The sequence below is a fragment of the Bacteroides caecigallinarum genome, assembly GCF_021530995.1.
GTDB classification, from domain to species: Bacteria; Bacteroidota; Bacteroidia; order Bacteroidales; family Bacteroidaceae; genus Phocaeicola; species Phocaeicola faecigallinarum.
Map to the genome: position 1 here is coordinate 1 of NZ_JADYTF010000055.1, position 23,318 is coordinate 23,318.

Consider the following 23,318-nt stretch of genomic DNA (forward strand, 5'->3'; position numbering starts at 1 on the left):
CTTGATAATACTTTTTGGTTTTTATGATGTATTTCTTTTTAAATGAGTTTCCTAGTATGAAAATAACCAAAAAATGAACATGTAGTTTTGTTATTATAAACCATTTTTTTAACTTTACATCAATCAACAATTTAACATATAAAAAACATGACAGTAATAGACAGATTTTTAAAGTATGTGACTTTTGATACACAGTCTGACGAAAATACAGGCGTTACTCCAAGTACGGCAAAGCAGATGGTTTTTGCAAAATACTTGCAGCAGGAACTTCAGGAACTTGGGCTTGAAGAGATAACTCTTGATGAAAACGGTTATCTTTTTGCCACTCTTCCTGCAAATGTAGACAGACCGATACCGGTTGTGGGGTTCATAGCACACATGGATACAAGTCCTGATATGAGCGGTGCTAACGTAAAACCTCGTATCGTCGAGAAGTATGACGGAACTGACATAGTTCTATGCAATAAGGATAATATCATTCTTTCTCCTTCGCAGTTCCCTGAACTTCTTGACCACAAGGGTGAAGACCTTATTGTGACCGACGGACATACTCTACTAGGTGCTGACGACAAGGCTGGTATTGCAGAGATAATATCCGCTATGGCTTATCTGAAAGAGCATCCGGAAATCAAGCATGGAAAAATCAGAATCGGTTTCAATCCTGATGAGGAAATCGGTTTGGGAGCACATAAATTTGATGTGGAGAAATTCGGTGCAAAATGGGCTTATACAATGGACGGTGGCGAAGTGGGCGAACTTGAATTCGAGAATTTCAATGCTGCTGCCGCAAAAATTGTGATAAAAGGAAGAAATGTTCATCCAGGATATGCAAAAAACAAGATGATAAACTCAATGCTTGTGGCAAATGAGTTTATGTCTATGTTGCCGGCTAATGAGACTCCTGCCACTACCGAGGGTTACGAAGGTTTCTACCATCTGGTAGGCATGAAGGGCGAGGTAGAACAATCGGAACTAACGTATATCATCCGCGACCATGACAGAGGAAAATTTGAAAGCAGAAAGGCTTTTGTAGCCGATTGCGCAAGCAAGATGAATGCAAAATATGGCTGTAATATCGTAGCTGTAGAACTTAAAGACCAGTATTACAACATGCGTCAGGAAGTAGAGCCGCTGATGCACATCATTGACATTGCATTCGGTGCGATGAAAGAAGCCGGGGTAGAGCCTAAGGTTAAGGCTATACGCGGAGGTACTGACGGTGCGCAGTTGTCGTTCAAGGGACTGCCTTGTCCTAATATCTTTGCAGGAGGATTGAATTTCCACGGAAGATACGAATTCGTCCCTGTGCAGTCTATAGAAAAGGCTGTAAAAGTAATAGTGAAAATTGCTGAGCTGACAGCAAACAGATATTGATTATAACTGACAAGGTCTCACTGAACTAGTGGGCCTTGTCTGTTTATCTTTATAACCTTACAGAAATCAAGATACCCAAACTATAAATTTAATACTTTAATACTTATGAAAACTACTCCATTCACAGAGAAGCATATAGCGCTTGGAGCTAAGATGCATGAATTCGCAGGTTACAATATGCCTATTGAATATTCCGGAATTATTGAAGAACATCTCACAGTGTGTCAGAGTGTGGGAGTTTTCGATGTTTCGCACATGGGTGAGTTCTGGGTAAAGGGACCGTCTGCGCTTGAATTCATTCAGCAGGTAACTTCGAATAATGCTGCGGTACTTACTCCTGGAAAAATTCAGTATACATGTTTCCCAAATGAAGACGGCGGAATAGTAGACGACCTTCTGGTTTATGCCTACGAACCTGACAAATATATGCTTGTGGTGAATGCTGCCAATATAGAAAAGGACTGGAACTGGTGCGTTTCGCATAACACTGTCGGTGCTGAACTGGAAAATTCGTCCGACAATATCGGGCAGCTCGCCATACAGGGACCTAAAGCCATTGATACATTGCAGAAACTTACGGATGTTGTTCTGGCCGATATTCCTTATTATACTTTTAAGGTCGGCGAACTTGCCGGTGTGAAGAACGTCATTATATCCAACACGGGATATACCGGTGCGGGAGGTTTCGAACTGTATTTCTACCCGCAGGATGCAGAAAAAATCTGGAATGATGTGTTCGAGGCTGGTGAGGAGTTCGGCATCAAACCTATAGGACTGGGAGCCCGTGATACATTGCGACTTGAGATGGGATTCTGCCTGTATGGCAACGATATTGACGATACCACTTCGCCTATAGAAGCGGGACTGGGATGGATAACAAAGTTTGTTGATGGCAAGAACTTTACAAACCGTGCTGCTCTGGAAAAACAAAAGGCTGAAGGCGTTGCACGTAAGCTTGTAGGTTTTGAGATGATAGACAGAGGTATACCTAGACACGGCTATCCTCTTACCGATTTGGATGGAAACGTTATCGGTAATGTTACATCGGGAACAATGTCGCCCACACGCAAGATCGGTATAGGTATGGGATATGTCAAGACTGAATTCTCCAAGCCTGGAACGGAAATATGTCTGGACAATCGTGGCAGAAAACTTAAAGCCATAGTGGTAAAACCGCCTTTCAGAAAATAAAATATTGTCTTTTTGATATTATAAAGCGGAAGTTTATGTGATATTTTACATAGACTTCCGCTTTTGCTATTATTTTATTTAGTAATTTTGCGGTTGTAATAACTATTTATAACGATTATGTCTCATTTGGCTCCTTTAATAAGCGATTTGGCCCTGATATTGATATGTGCCGGTATAATGACACTTGTGTTCAAAAAACTGAAACAGCCATTGGTGTTGGGGTATATAGTTGCCGGATTTCTGGCCAGTCCGCATTTCACTTTTACTCCTTCAGTAACTGATGCCGACAGTATAAAAACCTGGTCGGATATAGGTGTGATATTCCTTTTGTTTGCTCTTGGTCTTGATTTCAGTTTTAAGAAACTGATGAAAGTCGGAGGTTCGGCGGTGATTTCGGCATGCACCATTATTCTGTGTATGATAGCGGTGGGAATATTCGTAGGATGGACCTTCGGGTGGAAACAGATGGACTGTATCTATCTGGGAGGTATGCTTGCCATGTCATCTACCACCATTATATATAAAGCATTTGATGATTTGGGCATCAGGCAGCAGAAATTCACAGGACTTGTGTTGAGTATTCTTATTATTGAAGATATTCTTGCCATCGTACTTATGGTTATGCTTTCCACAATGGCTGTGAGCAAGAATTTCGAAGGAATGGAGATGGTAGGTAGTATCCTGAAACTGGTGTTCTTCCTTATCTTGTGGTTCGTGGTCGGCATGTATCTCATTCCTACATTCCTCAAGCGCTCACGTAAGCTGATGAGTGACGAGACACTTCTGATATTCTCCTTGGGCATGTGTTTCGGAATGGTGGTCCTGGCTGCCAAGGTGGGATTCTCTCCGGCATTCGGAGCTTTCATTATGGGTTCCATACTTGCCGAGACACTTGATTCGGAGCGTATTGAAAAGCTGGTAGCCCCTGTAAAGGACTTGTTCGGTGCCATATTCTTCGTGTCTGTGGGTATGATGGTCGATCCTAATCTGATAGTTGAGTATATATGGCCTATTGTAGCCATAATAGTTGCAATCCTTCTAGGACAGACCATATTCGGCACAGCAGGTGTACTGCTTTCCGGACAGTCGCTCAAGACATCCATGCAGTGTGGTTTCAGTTTGACACAGATAGGTGAGTTCGCGTTTATCATAGCGTCGCTTGGTGTAAGTCTGAACGTGACCAGCGATTTTCTGTATCCGATAGTCGTTGCGGTGTCTGTAATAACCACGTTCCTTACACCTTATATGATCCGTCTTTCTGTTCCGGCATATAACTTTGTAGATAAACGTATGCCTCCTAAATGGAGAAACATGATAGAAAGATACTCGGGCTCCACCCAGCCGGCCAATTATCAGAGTAACTGGAAATCGTTGATTTATGCCATAATCAGGATTACTGTGATATATTCTGTACTGACTATTGCGGCCATTTTTATATCTTTCAGCTTTATTCTTCCTTTGCTTGTTGAAACTATGGGAGACAAATGGGGACGTTGGGCAGGCGCGGTCATAACGATAATTCTTATATCGCCTTTCCTGCGTGCCATGATTATGAAGAAGAACCACTCCATCGAGTTCAAGGCTTTGTGGAAAGACAGCAGGTTCAATCATGCTCCTCTGATATCTGTGGTGATACTCAGAATAGTGATAGGTGTGATATTCGTGATTTATGTGATTAACCATATATTCCAGGCTTCCGTGGCTATAGTTGTCGGAGTGGCAATTGTAGTTGTGCTTACCATGATATTCTCCCGTTTCCTGAAGAAACAGTCAATTCTGATGGAGAGGACTTTCGTCCAGAATATGAGGTCGAAGGATATGTTTATGGTTTATAGGGGAAGCAAGAAACCGGAGTACGCAGGACGATTGCTTGACAGGGATATACACCTGACAGACATAAAGATTTCGGCAGATTCGTTGTGGGCAGGTCTGACGCTGATGGAACTGAACCTGGGAAAAAGGTTTGGAGTTCATGTGGCATCAATCATACGTGGTACACACAGAATCAATATTCCGGGCGGGCAGACAAGGATTTTCCCCGGTGACACTATCCAAGTTATAGGTTCCGACTCGCAGTTGTCGGCATTCGCCGAACATGCGGAAGCTATCTCTGAAGGCTGTGTGGATGATGACTTTGAAAAGAAAGAGATGCTTCTCAAACAGTTTGTTGTTACAGGAAATTCAAAATTTGTAGGTAAGACTATACGTGAGAGTGGAATAAGAAACAAGTATCACTGTCTTGTGGTAGGAGTTGAGTCTTCCGACGATATGTCGTTGCGTCAGCCTGATGTTGATGCAGAATTGCAGGAGGGTGACATAGTATGGGTAGTGGGAGAGGAGTCCGCTCTCGATTCATTATTCGAGGATTGATAGTTTATTCCTGTATATAACACTTAAAAGACCCAAAAAAGATGTCTGAAAATACTGTATATTATTTAGATATTAATACAGTTTTGTATCTTCGTAATAAAATTAACCTTATCCTGATTTTATGTCATTATACAGTTTTTTCAGATATCTGATATATTCTTCCCTTTTTGTTTTTATCATGTCTTCCTGTTCGGGTCGTGATGATGCCGATGTGAAACGTGCGGTAAATGTTTTGTCAATGGTGAAAGACATGTGCGATAAAGACAGTTTCCCAAAGAATGATTCTATATTGAATTTCTCGGTCAAGGTGTTTTCGCGCGAGGAGATGGATTCATGTCTTGCTACTGCTTATTTTTATCAGGCCAGAATTCAGCATAAGAATTTTTATCTTCTAAGGGCGATAGACAGCTATGTCATGGCGGGTGAGTATGCCGGTTCGGACAGTATGCTTCATTTTAAGGTCAATCTGGAACTGGCGAAAATATACCGTTTCAAGATGAGGCACGACATGGAAAAGTCATACATAAATTCTGCAGAATGCTTGTTGAAGTCCCTGCACGATTCGTCGGCAAACATAGAATTCCTACATGAAAAGGCTTTGTATTATCTGAATAAAAAAGACATGCCTATGGTATATTCCACATTAAGGGAATCATTGGCCTATTTGCATGACAGAAACGACAATACTAAGTCGGATATATATAAACATTTGTCGGAGGCATATATGGCTTCGGGTAATTCAGACAGTGTTGTGTATTTTGCCGATAAAGGTCTGGAATTGGGACCTGTTCCCCAGTTGAGGAGCGAGCTGCTCATGTTTAAGGGACTGGCATACACTTTGAACGGTAGTCCTGATTCTGCAGTACATTATATAATACCAAATATGTATAGTGTGGATATGACTGCACGCATGAAGTCGTATAGGGCTATGTCTGAGATGTACGACAGTCTTGGAAATATTCCGCAAGCTTATGAATTTCTTAAAAAATACACTATGACTCTTGATTCCCTGATAGAGGACAGGCGTGATGAATTTTTGGAAAAGATGCATGGCATACATGAATATAACATCCAGAAAAACCGTGCGAATAAGGCAGAAATGCAGGCAGCATCAAGCCAGTTGATGTTTTCCAACTTTGTACTTGCAGCATTACTTCTTATAATGTTTCTAACCGTGTTGCTCCATCATTACCGTTCAAACAAACGTAAGCTTACAGAGCGTCTGAGAGAGGAGACATGTCTGAAAATGGAAGAAACATTGAAGTGTAGAGATATGGAAATATCGCTTGCCCGTAAGCAGGAGGAACTGAGACAGAAAGAAATAGAGAAACTGAATAAAAATATTGATTATTACAAACAGCTCAACAATATTACTCTTCCGGTGATAATGAGGCGACAGAATGCTCAGGGTGCACTTCATCTGACTGATGAGGATTGGAAGATTATAACAGGCAATACTGATGCCTGCTTTGATATGTTTACAGAGAGACTGAAGAAACTCTGTCCCCAGCTTACTGATGATGACATACGTTTCTGCTGTCTGGTAAAGATGGAACTATCTATGTCCATGCTTTCAGAGATATACCATATTGCAAAGGCCAGCATATCCCGACGCAAGATGAGGCTGAAAGAGAAAATAGGAATAGAGAATACTAGCTTCGATGAGTTTATTATAGATTTCTAGTATATTTGCCAAAGTTTGTGTAAAAACAATAAAACGGCTGTAAATTATTTGATTTACAGCCGTTTTATTGTTTTTACACCTCTCCTATATCGAACTTCTCAGGATGTTTTCCCTTGAAATCCTTGAAGTAGAGTTTTATTTCGCGCATGTCCTTGTCTATATCACCTGTAGGCATGACAGCCTTGTTGGCATAAATACATTTTTTATGATAATCTATACCTATAAGTACGATAGGTATATTTGCGCCGCTTGCAATGAAATAAAAACCTTTTTTCCAGTTAGGGTTTGCTGAACGTGTACCTTCCGGAGTTATTGCCAAATGGAATTTCGGACTTTTCTTTATCAGCTCCACTGTCTGCTCCACCAATGAAGTACGTTTGCTTCTGTCAACCGGTATTCCGCCCATCCATCTGAACAGGTATCCCAGCGGGAAGAAGAACCAGTCTTTTTTCATAAGAAACCCTGATTCACGGCCTATGGCTCCAATAAACAGTTTTCCTATAATTAAATCCCAGTTGGTGGTGTGTGGGGCAGCACATATTATACATTTGTCGTAGTCCGGAACACTGACTTCAGCTTTCCATCCCAATAGCTTGAAGTAAATAAAACTGAAAAGCGCTTTCTTCATTTCCTCCTGTCAGTGGATTATTTTTCGTTCAGTTTGTTGAACACTTCTTCAATCTGCGTATTGAAATCTGATTTCAGCTTTTTATAGAAACCTTTTACATTTCTAGGTTCAGTATGGCTGATTCGGCTTATTATATCTGAACGGAGGTTTAGTGTCTTTTCTACAAGGTTTGCGATAGCTTCGCGTCTTTCACCTTCGGCGTTCATGCCTTCTATAATACACATACCAACAGTTACTTCAGAAATATAGTTCACATGTTTTTTCAAGTCTCTTCTACTAGCCATAATTCTATGATTTTAATTGATTAATAAAAAATATTTTGTCGTAAAGATAATGTTTTTGTTGGAATATCTACCTCTTTTTGTCAAATATTATTCCTATGGTGTATTTTTTTTATCCGTCATTTTCGTATTTCCGAAAAAAAGGCGAAATTTGCACAGAACGTTGAAAAAGCATATAAAATAAAACGCCGGCACATTTTGACTAAAACAACAGGACGTTTTGATTAAAACGACAAAGCGTTTTTTAAAACTTATAGAGGATTAAAATAACATACACCTTATATAAATAAATTTTGAAATTATGACAAAAAGTGCATTACAAATTGCAAGAGCTGCTTATCAGCCAAAATTGCCAAAAGCCCTGACAGGTGCGGTTGCAGTAAAAGAAGGTGAAGCTACTCAGTCTGTAGCCGATCAGGAAGCTATCAAAAAATTGTTCCCTAACACTTACGGAATGCCTTTGATCCAGTTCGTAGAAGGACAGGCTCAGAACACTGCAGAAATGAATGTCGGTGTTATCTTGTCTGGTGGACAGGCTCCTGGTGGACACAACGTTATCTCTGGTCTTTTCGACGGTATCAAGAAACTTAATCCTAACAACAAACTTTACGGATTTATCCTTGGTCCTGGCGGTTTGGTAGACCACAACTATAAAGAACTTACTGCTGATATCATCGACGAATACCGTAACACAGGTGGTTTCGATATCATCGGTTCAGGTCGTACAAAACTTGAAAAAGAAGAACAGTTCGAAAAAGGTTACGAAATCCTGAAAGAACTTGGCATCAAGGCTTTGGTTATCATCGGTGGTGACGACTCTAACACTAACGCTTGCGTTTTGGCTGAATACTATGCTGCAAAGAACTATGGCGTACAGGTAATCGGTTGTCCTAAGACTATCGACGGTGACTTGAAGAACGAAATGATTGAAACTTCATTCGGTTTCGATACTGCATGTAAGACTTACTCTGAAGTTATCGGTAACATCGAACGTGACTGTAACTCAGCTCGCAAGTACTGGCACTTCATCAAATTGATGGGACGTTCTGCTTCTCACATCGCCCTTGAATGTGCACTTCAGACTCAGCCTAACGTATGTATCATCTCTGAGGAAGTTGAGGCTAAGAACATGTCACTTGACGATGTAGTTACTTCTATCGCTCAGGCTGTTGCAAACCGTGCTGCTGAAGGAAACAACTTCGGTATCGTTCTTATCCCGGAAGGTCTTATCGAGTTCATCCCTGCCATGAAGGCTCTTATCGCTGAACTTAACGACTTCCTTGCAGCTAACGGTGAAGAATTCAACAAAATTGAACCTAACAAACAGCGTGAATATATCATCAGCAAGCTTTCTGCTGAAAACGCTGCTATTTATGCTTCTCTTCCAGAAGGTGTTGCTCGTCAGTTGTCACTCGACCGCGACCCACACGGAAACGTACAGGTATCACTTATCGAAACTGAAAAACTCCTTTCTGAAATGGTAGGCAAGAAACTTGCTGCATGGAAGGCTGAAGGCAAGTTCGCAGGTAAGTTCTCTGCACAGCACCACTTCTTCGGTTACGAAGGACGTTGCGCTGCTCCATCTAACTTCGATGCAGACTACTGCTACTCACTTGGTTACACTGCTTCATTGCTTATCGCAAGCGGTAAGACTGGTTATATGTCATCAGTACGTAATACTACTGCTCCTGCTGCTGAATGGATTGCTGGTGGTGTGCCTATCACAATGATGATGAACATGGAACGTCGTCACGGCGAAATGAAACCTGTTATACAGAAGGCTCTTGTAAGACTTGACGGTGCTCCTTTCAAAGCATTCGCTGCACAGCGTGAAGCTTGGGCTAAGGAAACTGCATACGTTTATCCTGGTCCTATCCAGTACTTCGGTCCTACAGAAGTTTGCGACCAGCCAACTAAGACTCTTCAGTTGGAACAGGCTAAATAATATCGGTTAATGACTGATAATAAATAATTGCCAGGAATCACCACAGCCAAGCTACAGAGTATGTATGCTCCTGTGGTGATTCTTTTACTATAGTGAATGTACTTGTAATTCTCTGTTTGATTTTATAATATAATATTAAAACCATGACTAAAGAACCGAATGTTTCTGTGGAGAAGAAGGCTGCAAAGAAGCCTGCCGTGAGACGAAGACAGCCGCAGACAGCGAAAGCTGGTGTACGTAAACAGGTTAGGACAAAATCTTCCACTCCAAAGAAACAAACACAGTCCAGTAAATTGTCGGACACTGCACATTACGTGTTGATGGCAGTCGGTGCATTGATCTTTGTGGTTGGGTTTTATTATTTCTTTATCCGTCCATATTCATACAGATGGAAGCCGTGTTACGGCATGAAGGCATACGGTGTATGTCTGCCCTATGGATATTCTGTACATGGAATAGACGTTTCACATCATCAGGATGAAATAGACTGGAAGGCTTTGAAAACAGTGCAATATGCGCAGTTCCCGGTACGTTTTGTGTTTATTAAAGCTACCGAGGGGGGAGACTTTAAGGACAGGGCTTTCGATTATAATTTTGCGGAGGCTGACAGTACCCATTTCATACGTGGAGCATATCATTTCTATAATCCTAATACAGACCCTGTAAAACAAGCCAACTTTTTTATCGACAACGTCAGACTGAAGGCCGGCGACTTGCCGCCTGTGCTCGATATCGAGAAGAAGCCTAAGGACGTGGCGAAACTGAAAAAGGATCTGCTGATATGGCTGAACAGAATAGAAAAGCATTATAAAGTCAAACCGATATTATATACATCGTATAAATTCAAAAACAAATATCTGTCTGATTCTGTTTTCAATACGTATCCATATTGGATTGCGCATTATTATGTAGATTCAGTCAGATATGAAGGCGAATGGAAATTCTGGCAACATACAGACGTAGGAACAATGCCGGGAATAAATGAGCAGGTAGACCTGAATGTATTCAACGGCTCGATGAGCGAATTGCTTGAAATGACTATAAAAGACTGATTATAATAAACTTATCATTAACGCATAAATCTTCATTATTATGAACATTCTGATGAATATTCTTTGGATAATCTTCGGCGGATTATTCGTATGTCTGGAATATGTAGTGTCCAGCTTTCTTCTTATGATAACCATCATAGGAATACCGTTCGGACTTCAGACACTTAAACTTGCAATGCTTGCACTTTTTCCTTTTGGCGTGAAGGTCCAGAGCACTCCGTCAGATGGAGGATGTCTGAGTGTATTCATGAACTTGCTGTGGATTCTGTTGGGCGGAATATGGATTGCGCTGACACATCTGCTTTTCGGTGCATTGTTGTGTATCACAGTAATAGGAATACCATTCGGTATGCAGCACTTTAAGTTGGCAGGACTTGCTCTTACTCCTTTTGGTAAAACCATATCGTGAGACTATTTATTTTTTAACCCTTAATACATTTTTAATTGATGACAAAATTCTCTCGTGCGTTCTGGACAGCAAACTTGTCGGAACTTTTTGAACGTATGGCCTATTATGCCATCTTTATCGTAATTACACTTTATCTCTCAAACACATTAGGCTTCAACGATATAGAAGCGAGTCTTATTTCAGGTCTTTTCTCCGGAGGACTTTATTTCCTGCCTATGTTTACCGGAGCTTTTGCCGACAAGATTGGCTACCGCAAAGCCATTCTGATAGCTTTCACCCTGCTCACCATTGGTTATCTGGGACTAGGTATGCTTCCTGTGATGCTGGAATCTGCAGGATTGGTAGAGTATGGCGAAAAAACACATTTCACCGGTCTTGAAACCAGTAGTCTGCGCCTGCTTATTGTTCCGGTAATGGTGATACTCGTGATAGGAGGTTCTTTTATCAAATCTATTATCTCTGCATCTGTGGCAAGAGAAACAACTTCGGAAACACGTGCACGCGGATATTCCATTTTCTATATGATGGTAAATATCGGAGCATTTACAGGCAAATGTTTTGTTGATCCCATGCGTTCAGTAGTGGGTGATGAGGCATACGTATATATTAATTTCTTCTCCGCCACATTGTGTTTCATAGCTCTGCTGACAATATTCTTCTTTTTCCATTCTGCCAATACCTCAGGCGAAGGAAAGAGTATGGCCGAAGTGTTTCGCGGACTTGGCAAGGTGTTCACCAATGGTCGTCTGCTACTCCTTATACTGATTGTGACTGGTTTCTGGATGATTCAGCATCAGATGTATGCTACAATGCCTAAATACGTTATACGTATGGCTGGCGAGACTGCAAGACCGGGATGGATAGCCAATGTAAATCCTTTCGTTGTGGTAATATTCGTGAACATCATTACTCAGCTTATGGCAAAGCGCAAGGCTTTGACTTCTATGACTGTAGGAATGTTCCTTATTCCTCTTTCCGCACTGATTATGGCTACGGGAAATATGTTTGAGGGAGATATTTTCGGTATGCATCCTATCACTGTGATGATGATTGCCGGTATAGCAGTTCAGGCACTTGCAGAGTGTTTTATAACTCCACGATATATGGAATTCTTCTCATTGCAGGCCCCAAAAGGCGAGGAGGGACTCTATTTGGGATTCAGCCACCTTCATTCATTCCTTGCCTCAGTAATAGGTTTCGGTTTGTCCGGAATTCTTCTTACAGCATACTGTCCTGATCCGGCTCTGTATGATTCTGTAGAAGCATGGAAAGCCGATGCTGTAAATGCACATTACATCTGGTACTGGTTTACCGGTATCGGTGCTATTTCGGCTATTGCACTTATTATATATGCCAAGGCAACTAAGAATGCCAAATGATACATTGATATAAAAACATAAAAGACGCATAATGAAAATGGTTTTGTTTTAACCGATTCATTATGCGCCTTTTTTGTACAAACGGTTTGTAATTATATTCTCAAATACTTTTCATCTCATCTTCTAAACTCGTGTCATTCCATTATGAGCTTCACTGCAGCCCAATTATTTTTTTCGCGATAATGTACGAATCTGAGTCCCAGGCTTTCGCCTTTGCTACGGATGGCATCAATGTCCTGAACATAGAATCCACTCATATATATTTCGGAACCTTTGTGCATACATGCAGTATAAGCGGCCATATCGTTAAGGAGAATATTTCTGTTGATATTTGCTATGATAACATCAAATGGCTTGCGGCCTTCAAGTAATGATGCGTCACCTAGTTCAACTGTTATATTATTGATGTTGTTTAGTGCTATATTGTCGCGCGAATTGTTTACACACCAGTCGTCGATGTCGATTGCTGTAACAGGGTCTGCACCTCTCATGCTGGCCAGAATTGACAGGATAGAAGTTCCACATCCCATGTCGAGCACAGATTTTCCTTTCAGGTCAGCATCAAGCAGTTCGCCAAGTATAGAACTTGTTGTTTCGTGATGTCCTGTTCCGAAAGCCATTTGCGGATTAATTACAATATCATATTCTGCTTTAGGGTAATCTTTATGGAAAGTGCTGTGTATCACACATCTGTCTTCTATTACTATCGGTTGGAAGAAATTCTTTTCCCATTCTTCATTCCAATCCTTGTCTTCCGGTTCTGTTATGGTATAAGTTATTTCTGTTTCAGGGATAGGAAATTCTGCGATTATATTTTTCAAGGCATTTTCATCAAAAAGTGATTGCTGTACGTATGCCTGCATACCACCTTCGCATTCTACAAAACTTTCAAAACCTGTTTCTGCTATGAGTGCCGACAGAATGTCTGTAGCAGTTTCATTACATGGATTTACGGAAAATGTAACTTCAAAGTATTTCATAAATGGAAATTTTTTGTTTTATTTATAGCGCAAAGATACTTAAAATAGGGAAATCCCTATGATATATTAGGGAATTTCTATATCAGGTGTGATATTATCATGTTATATTTGTACGTGAATAAAAGTATGATGTTATTAACTATTAAACTATAAAACTTAAAGATATGAAGATGAGAAGAAAAGTACTGGCTTCCATGCTGTTTGCTTTCCTGCCGTGGTTGGCTATGGCGCAGAGTACTGACGACCTTTATTTTATTCCGAAAAAGGAAAAAAAGACAGAGGCTAGTCAGAAGGTTGGAGTGGTACCTAAGGAAGTCTCAAATAAGACGGTTAACGAATTGCCGTCGAATACGGCTATAGTTGTAAAAGATGTGAAGGGAAATGTGCGGGATGTTGATGAGTATAACCGTCGCTATACGTCACGTGACAATACATTCACATACGAGAATGATACACTATATATCGAAGAAAAGCCATACGGTGAGCGTGGCGAATGGGTAAACGGATTCCAAGGTTCGGATATGGATTATGAATACGCAATGCGATTGATTCGTTTCCGCAACCCGAGATATGCTATACCTATAAGCAGTCCTCTTTATTGGGATGTAGTCTATGGAGCATTTCCGTCATGGGATTGGAATGTTTATGACGATGGTATGTATGCTTATATTTTCCCAACATATACCAACCGTTTGTGGTGGGACTGGAGATGGTCGTACGGTTTCTATGGTCCGGGATGGGGCTTTGGATGGGGATGGCATTCTCCTTGGTACTCGCCATGGTATTATGGTGGATGGTATTCTCCATGGTATGCCGGCTATTGGGGTGGCTACTGGGGAGGTTACTGGGGTGGCTACTGGGGACCTGGATGGCATCATCACTATCCTTATTATGGATGGAACAGCGGATGGTATCGTTCTGGTCATACCGATTACAGAGCTGGAAGATATCAATCGTATAATAGAGGCAACTCAATTTCCGGTACGGGTACATCATATACCAGACGAACACAATCATCGTCTGCAATTGCTACTAACAGAGCTAATACGGCTGCTAAACGTTCGTCTATAGGTCGAGTAGTGACAGGAAGTAGTACCAGAGGTGATGCCACTCAGTCTGTGAGACCAGGTAGAACGGCTATAAGAAATCAGGGAGTTACAACTGGAACAGGTACCGGTACACGTGTAAATTCCGGTAATACTTATACACGTCCAAGTACAGGAACATATACACGTCGTAGTACAACCAATGTAGACAGAACAGGTTCTAATTATAATCGTCCTAGCAGTACTCGTCGCAGCTCAAACTATTATAATAATAGCAATACAAGAAGTACTTATCAGCGTTCAAATACAAGTACTTCAGGTAGTAGTTTCAACAGAAGCAGTAGTAGTTACAGCAGGTCATCTGGAGGTTCTGTAACGCGTTCAAGTGGAGGCAGCAGCCGTCGTAGATAATGTAAAAGTTGTTCTTTATAAATTATAGAATAATGAAAAGAATTAATATTTTCGTTGTATTGACAATGTCCGTATCGGCATTGTTTGCACAAACACAATATGATGCAGCACGTATAGCTAATACAGAACTAAACGGAACGGCTCGTTTTGTAGGTATGGGTGGTGCTATGGGAGCTTTGGGAGCTGATATTTCTGTCATAGGAATAAATCCTGCAGGTATAGCATTGTTTAGAAGCCATAATGTTTCGACTTCATTCGGTTTCAACAAGAATATGACAAGCAGTACATTCAATGGGACAAAAGTCAGTGACAGCCGTACTAAAGCGTCTTATGACCAGGTTGGTTTTGTTTATTCAAATAAGATAGGAAATAAAACTAATTTGAGATATCTTAATTTTGGATTCAACTATCATAAGGCCGCAAACTTTAACAGACAGTTTTCTTCTAAGGGTGCTTTGAATGGATCTTCACTTAGCTGGCAGATGGCAGACATGATGTTGGGGGCAGGATATGGTTCGCAGGAAAGTTACGATGATGTTCTCGATGCTGAAAATCCATATACTTCTGAGTATTTTTATGGAACACCGTTCCTTGGAATGATGGGAGCTAGGACTGGACTTGTTGATGGCTTTACCGACAAAGATGGATTTAATATGTTAGGTTGGAACGGTGATATGGGTGAGTACTATAGTCGTGAAGAAGGTGGTATAAACCAATACGACTTCAATATGTCTTTCAATGTTAAGGACCGTTACTATTTTGGGGTTACGCTTGGAGTATATGATGTTAATTATAATCGTTATTCCTCATACTCTGAAACCTTACTTGACGATAATGGAGCGGATAATGGTAATTTTACTTTGAATAATTGGTTCAGTACCAACGGAACAGGATATGATTTGAAATTCGGATTTATAGCGCGTCCGTTCGAATATTCTCCATTCCGAGTAGGTTTTGCCATACATACTCCTGTTTGGTATATGTTGACTGACAGATATACAGCAACGCTTGACACAGATGTGCTTGCTATGCCAGAGCCTTATACGGAAAACCTTTCACAGTATCTGAATCCGGATTATGTTTGGGATTATCGTATGCGTACTCCGTGGAAATTTAATGTGAATATGGGTACTACATTCAGTGGCGTACTGGCCGTAGGAGCTGAGTATGAGTACTCTGATTATTCTTATATCAGTTATAAGGATTATAATGGTTACGACCTTTCCAGTTCAAATGTAGCCACCGATAAATATCTTAAAGGTGTGCATACTTTGAAACTTGGTATGGAAGCCATGCTTACTCCGTCATTCAGTTTCCGTGCCGGATATAATTATGTAACATCTGCATTTAAGGACGGTTCTGCAAGATACATACCTAATGTGGAAACCTTGCAGGACAAGTATATTTGGTTCGACGAGACACGTACTGATCCTGAATATCATAATATAAAGGCACGTAATACCATAACCCTTGGATTTGGTTACAGTGGTAGAGTGGTATATGCTGATGTAGCATATAAGTACGATTTTTATAAATCAGATTTCTTTATGTTCGACGACTATAAGTTTGCAGGCGATGGAGTTACTGTTGTTGACAGAAATAATTCAGCGTTGGTAGACCATAACCGTCATCAGGTATTGTTTACCGTTGGTTGCAGATTTTAATCATTTTCATCTTTCATATACAATATCTTTTGTTTCATCCGGCTTGATTTTATTATCAGGTCGGATGATTTGTTATATGCGGATATTAATGTTACATTTGCGTTGTATAATTAAGTTTAATATCTTATGAGACATATTTTGTCATTTATATTTTCATTCCTGTTTTGTTGTATTGTCGTTTCATGCAATTATTGCGGTAAAAATGCTGCGGACAATGAATATGATGCTGCAATTTTGTTTGACCGTGCCAAGGCTTATGAAGCAGATGGAGATGCCGGGAATGCTATGATATGCTATCTCAGTGTTATAGATCTTTTGAAGGAAAAGCAGGACACAGTATTGAAAGTTTCTGCATATACACGATTGGGAGATTTTCATTTCAGATATGGAATGTATGAGAAAGCTGTTGAGAACCATCGTGAAGGATATAATATAGCCAGAAGGATAGAAGATGACAGGCTTTTGTGTGAGTCTGCTGCTAGGTTGGGAATGGATTATATGATGATTAATCAGAAGGACACTGCATTATATTTTATCAATAAGTATCGTCAGCTTTCTCTTGCAAAAGGTTTGCAAAACGTTTTCAAAGATGAATATGGGCTGTATTCGCTTAATCCTAATAAAGATGATTTTACCTCTATTGTTAATACAGTAAAGTCCGATTCTCTTGGAAATTTGAAATGCAGGGAAGAACTTATGTCGTTGGAGGCTGATTTTATGCACGAGAAATCATTGTTGAGAAAAGAAAAAGCAGAAATGAGTAATGTAGTGAGTACAGCTTCCGTAATTTTTATTGTAGGTATGTTCTCGGCATTGTCTGTTTTCTTTTATCGGGGAAGGCGTAAAGCAGAGGAATGCCTTACAGATGCAATAAAAGAGAGTATGGACAGAAAGCATTTTTATGATACACGTGAGGCTGATTTGTGTAAACAGGAAAAACAGCTGAAAGAGCGGGAATTGCAGTTGTTGTCGGATACAAATATTTGTGCTGTGACGCTTATAAATAGAATGAAATCTTCACCAACATACATGCCTGTAAAGACATCTGAAGAGTGGAAAAGCCTTTTCTTATTTGCTGAAACATTATATCCCGGATTTTCAGAAAGTCTGGAAGCTGAATGCGATTTGACTGAACGTGACAGAGAGATATGTTGCCTGATGAAACTTGGATTCACTACCGGACAGATGGCTGTATTTTATGGGATTTCCCCAGGTTCTATGACGAAGGCCAAATTCAGAATTCAAAAGAAAATCGGTCCTGGTTGCAAATCAGGAATATTTCCTCAGATGGCTTGAAAAAGAGTTGAAATAAAGCGTCTGAATGCCGATGTCTGCATCTGTTTTCTTTGTGGCTTAATGTAAATCGTTAGTTTATAGAGCTTTAGATGCGATGGTATGACATCATAATGTCCGTATGCTTATTTCCCGTCAGATTAGTAATCACACTAACTTTGTCAGAAAAAAACGGAGTAAGTTATGTGTAGTTACAAACGAGTGAATCTTATTTGTGGATTTATTGCATTCTTTATTTCTGCCGTGGTATATATACTTACGGTTGAGCCTTCTGCCAGTTTTTGGGATTGTCCTGAGTTTATTCTTTCTGCTTCACGTCTGGAGGTTGGTCATCCGCCAGGTGCTCCATTCTTTATGTTGGCAGGAAATGTGTTTTCTCTTTTAGCCTCTTCGCCTCAGGATGTTGCTTATTGCATAAATATTATGAATGCGCTCCTCAGTGCCGGATGTATATTTTTCCTGTTTCTCACTATCACTTATTTTGCGTCTTCATTGATTTGTGCAGGTAAACCGAAAAGTGAATATCCGTTGTCTTCGATAGCATTGATTATGCTTTGCGGATTTACCGGAGCTATGACGTATGCCTTTACCGATACGTTCTGGTTTTCTGCAGTAGAGGGTGAGGTTTACTCTTTTTCGTCATTTCTTACAGCCCTTACAGTATGGATTATTCTCAAATGGGATGAAGAGTCCGGAAACATATCTTCCGACAGATGGATAGTACTTATGTCTTATATCATTGGCTTGTCAATAGGAGTACATTTGCTCAATCTGCTGTGTATACCTGCTGTGGGATTGGTGGTATATTATCGTAAGTTCCATTATTCCGGTTTTAGGGGATTTTTATTGACGCTTGTGGTAAGTATGCTTGCTATTGCTGCTGTGCTTTATGGTGTAGTGCCCGGAGTAATGAAGATGGCAGGACTTTTCGAATTGTTTTTTGCCAATAAGCTTCATGCCGGCTATGACACTGGGATGATTATATATTCCATATTGCTTTTCTTTTTGCTCCTGATGGCGTGTATCGAAAGCGTGAGGATGCGTAATATTCGCGTTGTGTTTACGCTCATTTATTTTTCTATATTTATGTTGGGAGTAACAATGCAGGGAGGCGTCGCTCTTATTATATTCATATCTTTTGTTGTTGCCACTATTTTATGGATATTATTAAAGAAAACGTCTCATGAAAAACTTTGGCGTGTATCCTATGTAATTAGTTTCAGTATGCTTATGCTTACTGTGGGCTACAGCTCGTATGCTCTTATACTGATACGTTCGTCCGACAATACTCCTATGGACCAGCAGTCGCCTGAAGACCCGTTTACTCTTCGCGATTATCTTGGGCGTGAACAGTATGGCGATACTCCTTTGCTTTACGGTCAGTCCTTTGCTTCTGTGCGAGCTTTGAAAGAGAAGGATGGCTATCTGATGTACGACTATAAGGAGACTGATGAAATATATAGAAGGAAAGATTGGACAACCGATACAGCCAATACGCGTAAAGATGAGAAATATGTACTCACAGGGCGTAAAATAAGTCCTGAATATGAGGATGCCACTTGTATGATTTTTCCAAGGATGTATAGCGAGAGTCATGCGGAACAATATAAAGCGTGGATTCCAGGAGGCATGGAAGGAAAACAGGTTACTTATTTTGACAAGTCACGTGGAGAAAATGTTTCGGTCACTGTTCCAACATTCTGGGATAATATTAAGTACTTTTTCACTTACCAGGTGAATTATATGTATTGGAGATATTTTCTGTGGAACTTCGTCGGCCGGCAGAATGATGTGCAGGGATATGGCGACAGAATAAACGGTAATTGGATAACAGGGATAGATTTTATTGACAGATTGTTTGTACTTGACAATGAGTTTCTTCCAACTCATCTGAAGAATAACAAGGGTAGAAATATATATTATGCATTACCATTGCTATTTGGAATAATGGGTATATTGTGGCAGTTGAGGAAAGGCAGTGACGGAAAGCGTCAGTTCAGTGTAGTCATGATACTTTTCTTTATGACCGGTCTGGCTATAGTGCTCTATATCAATCAGGTTCCGGTTCAGCCTCGCGAAAGGGATTATGCTTATTCCGGTTCGTTCTATGCTTTTGCAATATGGATAGGATTGGGAGCAGCTGCTCTCTTTACTTTCGTTAAGTCAATGTTCAGTAAGATAAATACCTCGTCTGCCTTGGCTGCTTCTGCAATTGTATGTACAGGACTTGTCTTTCTTATAGTCTCTCAGACATGGGATGATCACGACAGAAGTAACCGCTATCTTTGCCGTGATATGGGATATAACTATCTCAATACCCTTCAGGAAGAGGGGAGTCCGATACTTTTTGTCAATGGTGATAATGAAACTTTTCCACTCTGGTATGCTCAGGAAGTAGAAGGAGTGCGTACAGATGTACGTGTATGCAATCTGATGTATCTTACCGGAGGATGGTACGTGGATCAGATGTGTCGTCCGGCTTATTCTTCACCCGGTCTGCCTGTTTCTTTCGGAAGGGAATATTACAGAGATGGAGTGAATGATGTAGTGCGTGTGAATCCTGTGACCGGATATTCTGATGATGGAAATCCTGTCCGTATCAAAGAACAGATAGAGGAATACTATAAAAATAATCCAGGACAATATCCATTTGGTGAGGACCCGTGGGAATGGAAAAATATTGTGCGTTACTGGCTTACGTCAGACGACGAATCGATGAGATGTATTCCCACTGACGAGATACATTTCAGTATAGACTCGGAAGCAGTAAAGCGTTCGGGTATGTATATTCCTGAAGATATTGAGATTCCGCAAACTATGGTAGTAAGTCTTAAAGAAAAATCTTACCTCACGCGAAGTGGTATTATACTTGCCGATTTGATTAGCAACTGTAATTGGGAACGCCCTCTATATGTAGCGAAATCAATGCGGATAGGAGAGTATCTTGATTTGGATGATTTCCTGGTCCTTGAAGGTATGGCTCAGAGAATAGTTCCGTTCAATGCACGTAAACTTAATAAGACTGTTGATTCCGACAGATGTTATGATAACATCATGAACAAATATTCATACGGAAGTCTTTCTGATAATTCTGTTTATTTTGATGAGACCAACAGGCGTATGGCCATTACTTTACAGAGAATGATTTGTGAGGCAGCCGAATGGATGAATGCCTCCGGTGATACGGTTCGATCATCAGCCATTGCATCCAAGTGTCTTGATGAAATATCAAATAATGATGTAATTCTTGATGCATATTCCTGTGCCGACCGTTTGGCTTTGCTTTCTGAGTCCGGTTCTCATGACAGTATTTATTATGATATAATGAATACCCGTATCGAGTATGCCAATTGGTTTTTGTCTTTTTCCGATTCAGATTTTGTCGAACACTCAGATGATTTATTGCGTACTCTTTATAGTATAGATTTCAGTATGGTCAATAGCAGGTATAGTAATCTTCTGGATATATCAGAGGAAAGATTTTCTTCGTTAGGTATGAATAATCATGCGGAATTTGTAAGGAAAATGATTGATACAGTGAATTGATAATACTTAATTGATAGGGTGTTTTCTGATATGTACATCATATAAATTATCAACGCATTGAAAATCAGTCGGATAATCATTTATTGTGTACATCATTATTTTTATTGTCGTTTATACTTAATCCGTATATTTGCAAACGTAAGAAACACAAAAACACCCATATATTTTCATTCTATATCTTTAATCGCTAGAAAGCCGTATCTTAATATCTTAGCTCATGGATATTATCGATACGGCTTTATTTATTTAACACGATTAATCGTTTTCTTTATCATCTTCTTCTTCATCATCATCATCGAAGTCAAAATCGAAATCATCAACATATTCCGGAGTAAAGAAGTCGTCAAGGCTGCGTCGGTCTTTTTTGGTAGGACGGCCTGTACCTCTTGCACGGTCTATAAATCCGCTGATTTTACTCATTTCAAGAAGTTCGTATTGTTCAGGTGTCGTAACGTTCTCCATTATTTCCGGAACCAGCTTTGCACCCACACGTTTTTCTATTGCCTGTAATACCTTGAATGAATATGTAATAGGGGATTTCTTGACATTTATTACGTCGCCAGGCTTAATCATTCTTGACGGTTTAACCTGAGCACCGTTAATGCTGATCCTTCCTTTTTTGCATGCATCGGCAGCAATGGTTCTGGTTTTGAATATTCTTGCTGCCCATAACCACTTGTCAATTCTTGCTTCTGCCATAATAGTTACTTGTTATTATATTGGTTCATGGTGATATTAAGTCCGGCCAGACAAAAGCTTTTAATTATTTCACCTGCAAGCTCTATTCTTTCTGGAAGTATTTTCTGGGCTTCATCATCAAATTCTCCCAATACGAAATCTATCTGTCCGCCTTTTGGGAAATCATTACCTATGCCGAAACGTAGACGTGAATAATTCTGTGTTCCCAGTGTTGCGGCTATATGCTTGAGTCCGTTATGACCGGCGTCACTGCCTTTACCTTTCAATCTCAGTGTCCCTATCGGCAATGCCAGATCGTCCACTATTATAAGAACGTTTTCCAGTGGAATTTTTTCCTGCTGCATCCAGTAGCGTACAGCATTTCCACTAAGGTTCATATATGTAGATGGTTTAAGCAATATAAGCTGTCTGCCTTTCAATGACATTTCTGCCACAGCTCCGTAACGCTTATCGCTAAAAACAATATTGGACGCCTTAGCAAGGGCGTCCAATACCATAAATCCTATATTGTGACGGGTGTTACGGTATTCATCACCGATATTTCCCAATCCTACTATCAGATATTTCATTAAATACGGATTTGTTTTGTATTAGTTGTTTAAACTATTACTTATTTCTTGCTAGCAGCAGCTGCAGCCTGAGCACCACGAGCGGCACGAGTCAATTTAACTGCACATACGACAGCTTCTTTTGCATTCAAGATCTGCAATCCTTCGTAGTTCAATTCGCCAACTTTGATAGTCTTACCAAGACCCAAGTTAGTAACGTCAACAATAAGTCTTTCAGGAATTACATTGTACAAAGCTTTAACTTTAAGTTTACGAACCTGCAATGCCAATTTACCACCGGCTTTAACACCTTCAGCAAGACCTTCCAATTTAACAGGAACTTCCATCACGATTGGGTTAGATTCGTCAATCTGCAAGAAATCTACGTGAAGGATTTTGTCAGTTACAGGGTGGAACTGGATATCTTTCATGATAGCAGTAACAACTTTACCATCGATATTCAGGTCAACTACGTAGATATGTGGTGTATATACCAAATTACGTAAACCGTCGTTAGTTACAGTGAAGTGTGTTGCTACCTGATTGCCGTTTTCATCTTTGTTGATTCCGTACAATACACATGGAACACTGTCACACTTACGAAGTTCGCGAGTTGCTTTCTTGCCTGTTTCAGTTCTCAAAGAACCTTTGATTTCAATTGATTTCATTTTTCTTAAAATTTTTGTGTTACTCTAAATTAAGTTGAATAAAAAAATTGCTTAATTCGCCATCACACGATGTGGTATACACACGATGAATTTAAAAAAGCGGTGCAAAGATATGTCTTTTGTCCCAAATAGCCAAACAATGTATCGTTT

At 40.2% G+C, this 23,318-nt stretch carries 18 protein-coding genes; 12 read left to right on the forward strand and 6 right to left on the reverse strand.

Annotated features, from left to right (window positions below):
* Positions 1–147: 147 nt before the first annotated feature.
* From pepT to I6E24_RS08790, 4 genes are all read left to right on the forward strand, one after another.
* Entirely contained in the window at positions 148–1,374 is a 1,227-nt protein-coding gene (pepT, locus tag I6E24_RS08775; RefSeq protein WP_235327964.1) for a peptidase T, read from the forward strand.
* A gap of 105 nt (positions 1,375–1,479) precedes the next feature.
* Entirely contained in the window at positions 1,480–2,565 is a 1,086-nt protein-coding gene (gcvT, locus tag I6E24_RS08780; protein WP_235327966.1) for a glycine cleavage system aminomethyltransferase GcvT, read from the forward strand.
* A 117-nt stretch (positions 2,566–2,682) separates the two neighbouring features.
* Positions 2,683–4,935: a cation:proton antiporter gene (locus I6E24_RS08785; protein ID WP_235327968.1), complete on the forward strand. Its 2,253-nt coding sequence runs from the start codon at positions 2,683–2,685 to the stop codon at positions 4,933–4,935.
* 178 nt (positions 4,936–5,113) lie between these two features.
* Positions 5,114–6,619, forward strand: coding sequence for a tetratricopeptide repeat protein (locus I6E24_RS08790; protein ID WP_235327970.1), 1,506 nt, complete (start codon positions 5,114–5,116; stop codon positions 6,617–6,619).
* Positions 6,620–6,692: 73 nt separating this feature from the next.
* On the opposite strand, the gene I6E24_RS08795 is transcribed toward I6E24_RS08790, so the two are convergent.
* Together I6E24_RS08795 and I6E24_RS08800 are read right to left on the reverse strand one after the other, a co-directional pair.
* Entirely contained in the window at positions 6,693–7,247 is a 555-nt protein-coding gene (locus I6E24_RS08795) for a 1-acyl-sn-glycerol-3-phosphate acyltransferase (RefSeq protein ID WP_235327972.1), read from the reverse strand.
* Positions 7,248–7,264: 17 nt separating this feature from the next.
* Positions 7,265–7,531: a hypothetical protein gene (locus I6E24_RS08800; protein ID WP_235327974.1), complete on the reverse strand. Its 267-nt coding sequence runs from the start codon at positions 7,529–7,531 to the stop codon at positions 7,265–7,267.
* Between the two features lie 298 nt (positions 7,532–7,829).
* Between I6E24_RS08800 and I6E24_RS08805 the strand changes: the two genes are divergently transcribed.
* The 4 genes from I6E24_RS08805 to I6E24_RS08820 all read left to right on the forward strand — a co-directional run bounded on the left by I6E24_RS08805 (position 7,830) and on the right by I6E24_RS08820 (position 12,313).
* Entirely contained in the window at positions 7,830–9,473 is a 1,644-nt protein-coding gene (locus tag I6E24_RS08805) for a diphosphate--fructose-6-phosphate 1-phosphotransferase (RefSeq protein ID WP_235327976.1), read from the forward strand.
* Between the two features lie 143 nt (positions 9,474–9,616).
* Positions 9,617–10,525: a glycoside hydrolase family 25 protein gene (locus tag I6E24_RS08810; protein WP_235327978.1), complete on the forward strand. Its 909-nt coding sequence runs from the start codon at positions 9,617–9,619 to the stop codon at positions 10,523–10,525.
* A gap of 40 nt (positions 10,526–10,565) precedes the next feature.
* Positions 10,566–10,934, forward strand: coding sequence for a YccF domain-containing protein (locus I6E24_RS08815; RefSeq protein WP_235327980.1), 369 nt, complete (start codon positions 10,566–10,568; stop codon positions 10,932–10,934).
* Positions 10,935–10,972: 38 nt separating this feature from the next.
* Entirely contained in the window at positions 10,973–12,313 is a 1,341-nt protein-coding gene (locus I6E24_RS08820; protein WP_235327982.1) for an MFS transporter, read from the forward strand.
* Between the two features lie 134 nt (positions 12,314–12,447).
* Here the strand turns inward: I6E24_RS08820 and prmA are convergent, their stop codons facing one another.
* On the reverse strand, positions 12,448–13,293 hold the full coding sequence (gene prmA / locus I6E24_RS08825) for a 50S ribosomal protein L11 methyltransferase (protein WP_235327984.1): 846 nt from the start codon (positions 13,291–13,293) through the stop codon (positions 12,448–12,450).
* Positions 13,294–13,463: 170 nt separating this feature from the next.
* On the opposite strand from prmA, the gene I6E24_RS08830 reads away from it, so the two are divergent.
* From I6E24_RS08830 to I6E24_RS08845, 4 genes are all read left to right on the forward strand, one after another.
* On the forward strand, positions 13,464–14,750 hold the full coding sequence (locus I6E24_RS08830) for a hypothetical protein (RefSeq protein ID WP_235327998.1): 1,287 nt from the start codon (positions 13,464–13,466) through the stop codon (positions 14,748–14,750).
* 29 nt (positions 14,751–14,779) lie between these two features.
* Complete coding sequence (locus I6E24_RS08835) at positions 14,780–16,414, forward strand: hypothetical protein (protein WP_394800385.1); 1,635 nt, start codon at positions 14,780–14,782, stop codon at positions 16,412–16,414.
* Positions 16,415–16,540: 126 nt separating this feature from the next.
* Positions 16,541–17,710 (forward strand): tetratricopeptide repeat protein, encoded by a 1,170-nt coding sequence (locus I6E24_RS08840; protein ID WP_235327988.1) that lies wholly within the window; start codon positions 16,541–16,543, stop codon positions 17,708–17,710.
* Between the two features lie 180 nt (positions 17,711–17,890).
* Positions 17,891–21,253, forward strand: coding sequence for a protein O-mannosyl-transferase family (locus I6E24_RS08845; RefSeq protein ID WP_235327990.1), 3,363 nt, complete (start codon positions 17,891–17,893; stop codon positions 21,251–21,253).
* A gap of 255 nt (positions 21,254–21,508) precedes the next feature.
* On the opposite strand, the gene I6E24_RS08850 is transcribed toward I6E24_RS08845, so the two are convergent.
* The 3 genes from I6E24_RS08850 to I6E24_RS08860 are packed head-to-tail and all read right to left on the reverse strand — an operon-like array spanning position 21,509 to position 23,168.
* Positions 21,509–21,952 (reverse strand): RNA-binding S4 domain-containing protein, encoded by a 444-nt coding sequence (locus I6E24_RS08850; protein WP_235327992.1) that lies wholly within the window; start codon positions 21,950–21,952, stop codon positions 21,509–21,511.
* Between the two features lie 5 nt (positions 21,953–21,957).
* Complete coding sequence (gene pth / locus I6E24_RS08855; protein ID WP_235327994.1) at positions 21,958–22,521, reverse strand: aminoacyl-tRNA hydrolase; 564 nt, start codon at positions 22,519–22,521, stop codon at positions 21,958–21,960.
* Positions 22,522–22,562: 41 nt separating this feature from the next.
* Positions 22,563–23,168 carry a 50S ribosomal protein L25/general stress protein Ctc gene (locus I6E24_RS08860; RefSeq protein WP_235327996.1) on the reverse strand — a complete coding sequence of 202 codons (606 nt, stop codon included), beginning with the start codon at positions 23,166–23,168 and terminating at the stop codon, positions 22,563–22,565.
* Positions 23,169–23,318: the final 150 nt, after the last annotated feature.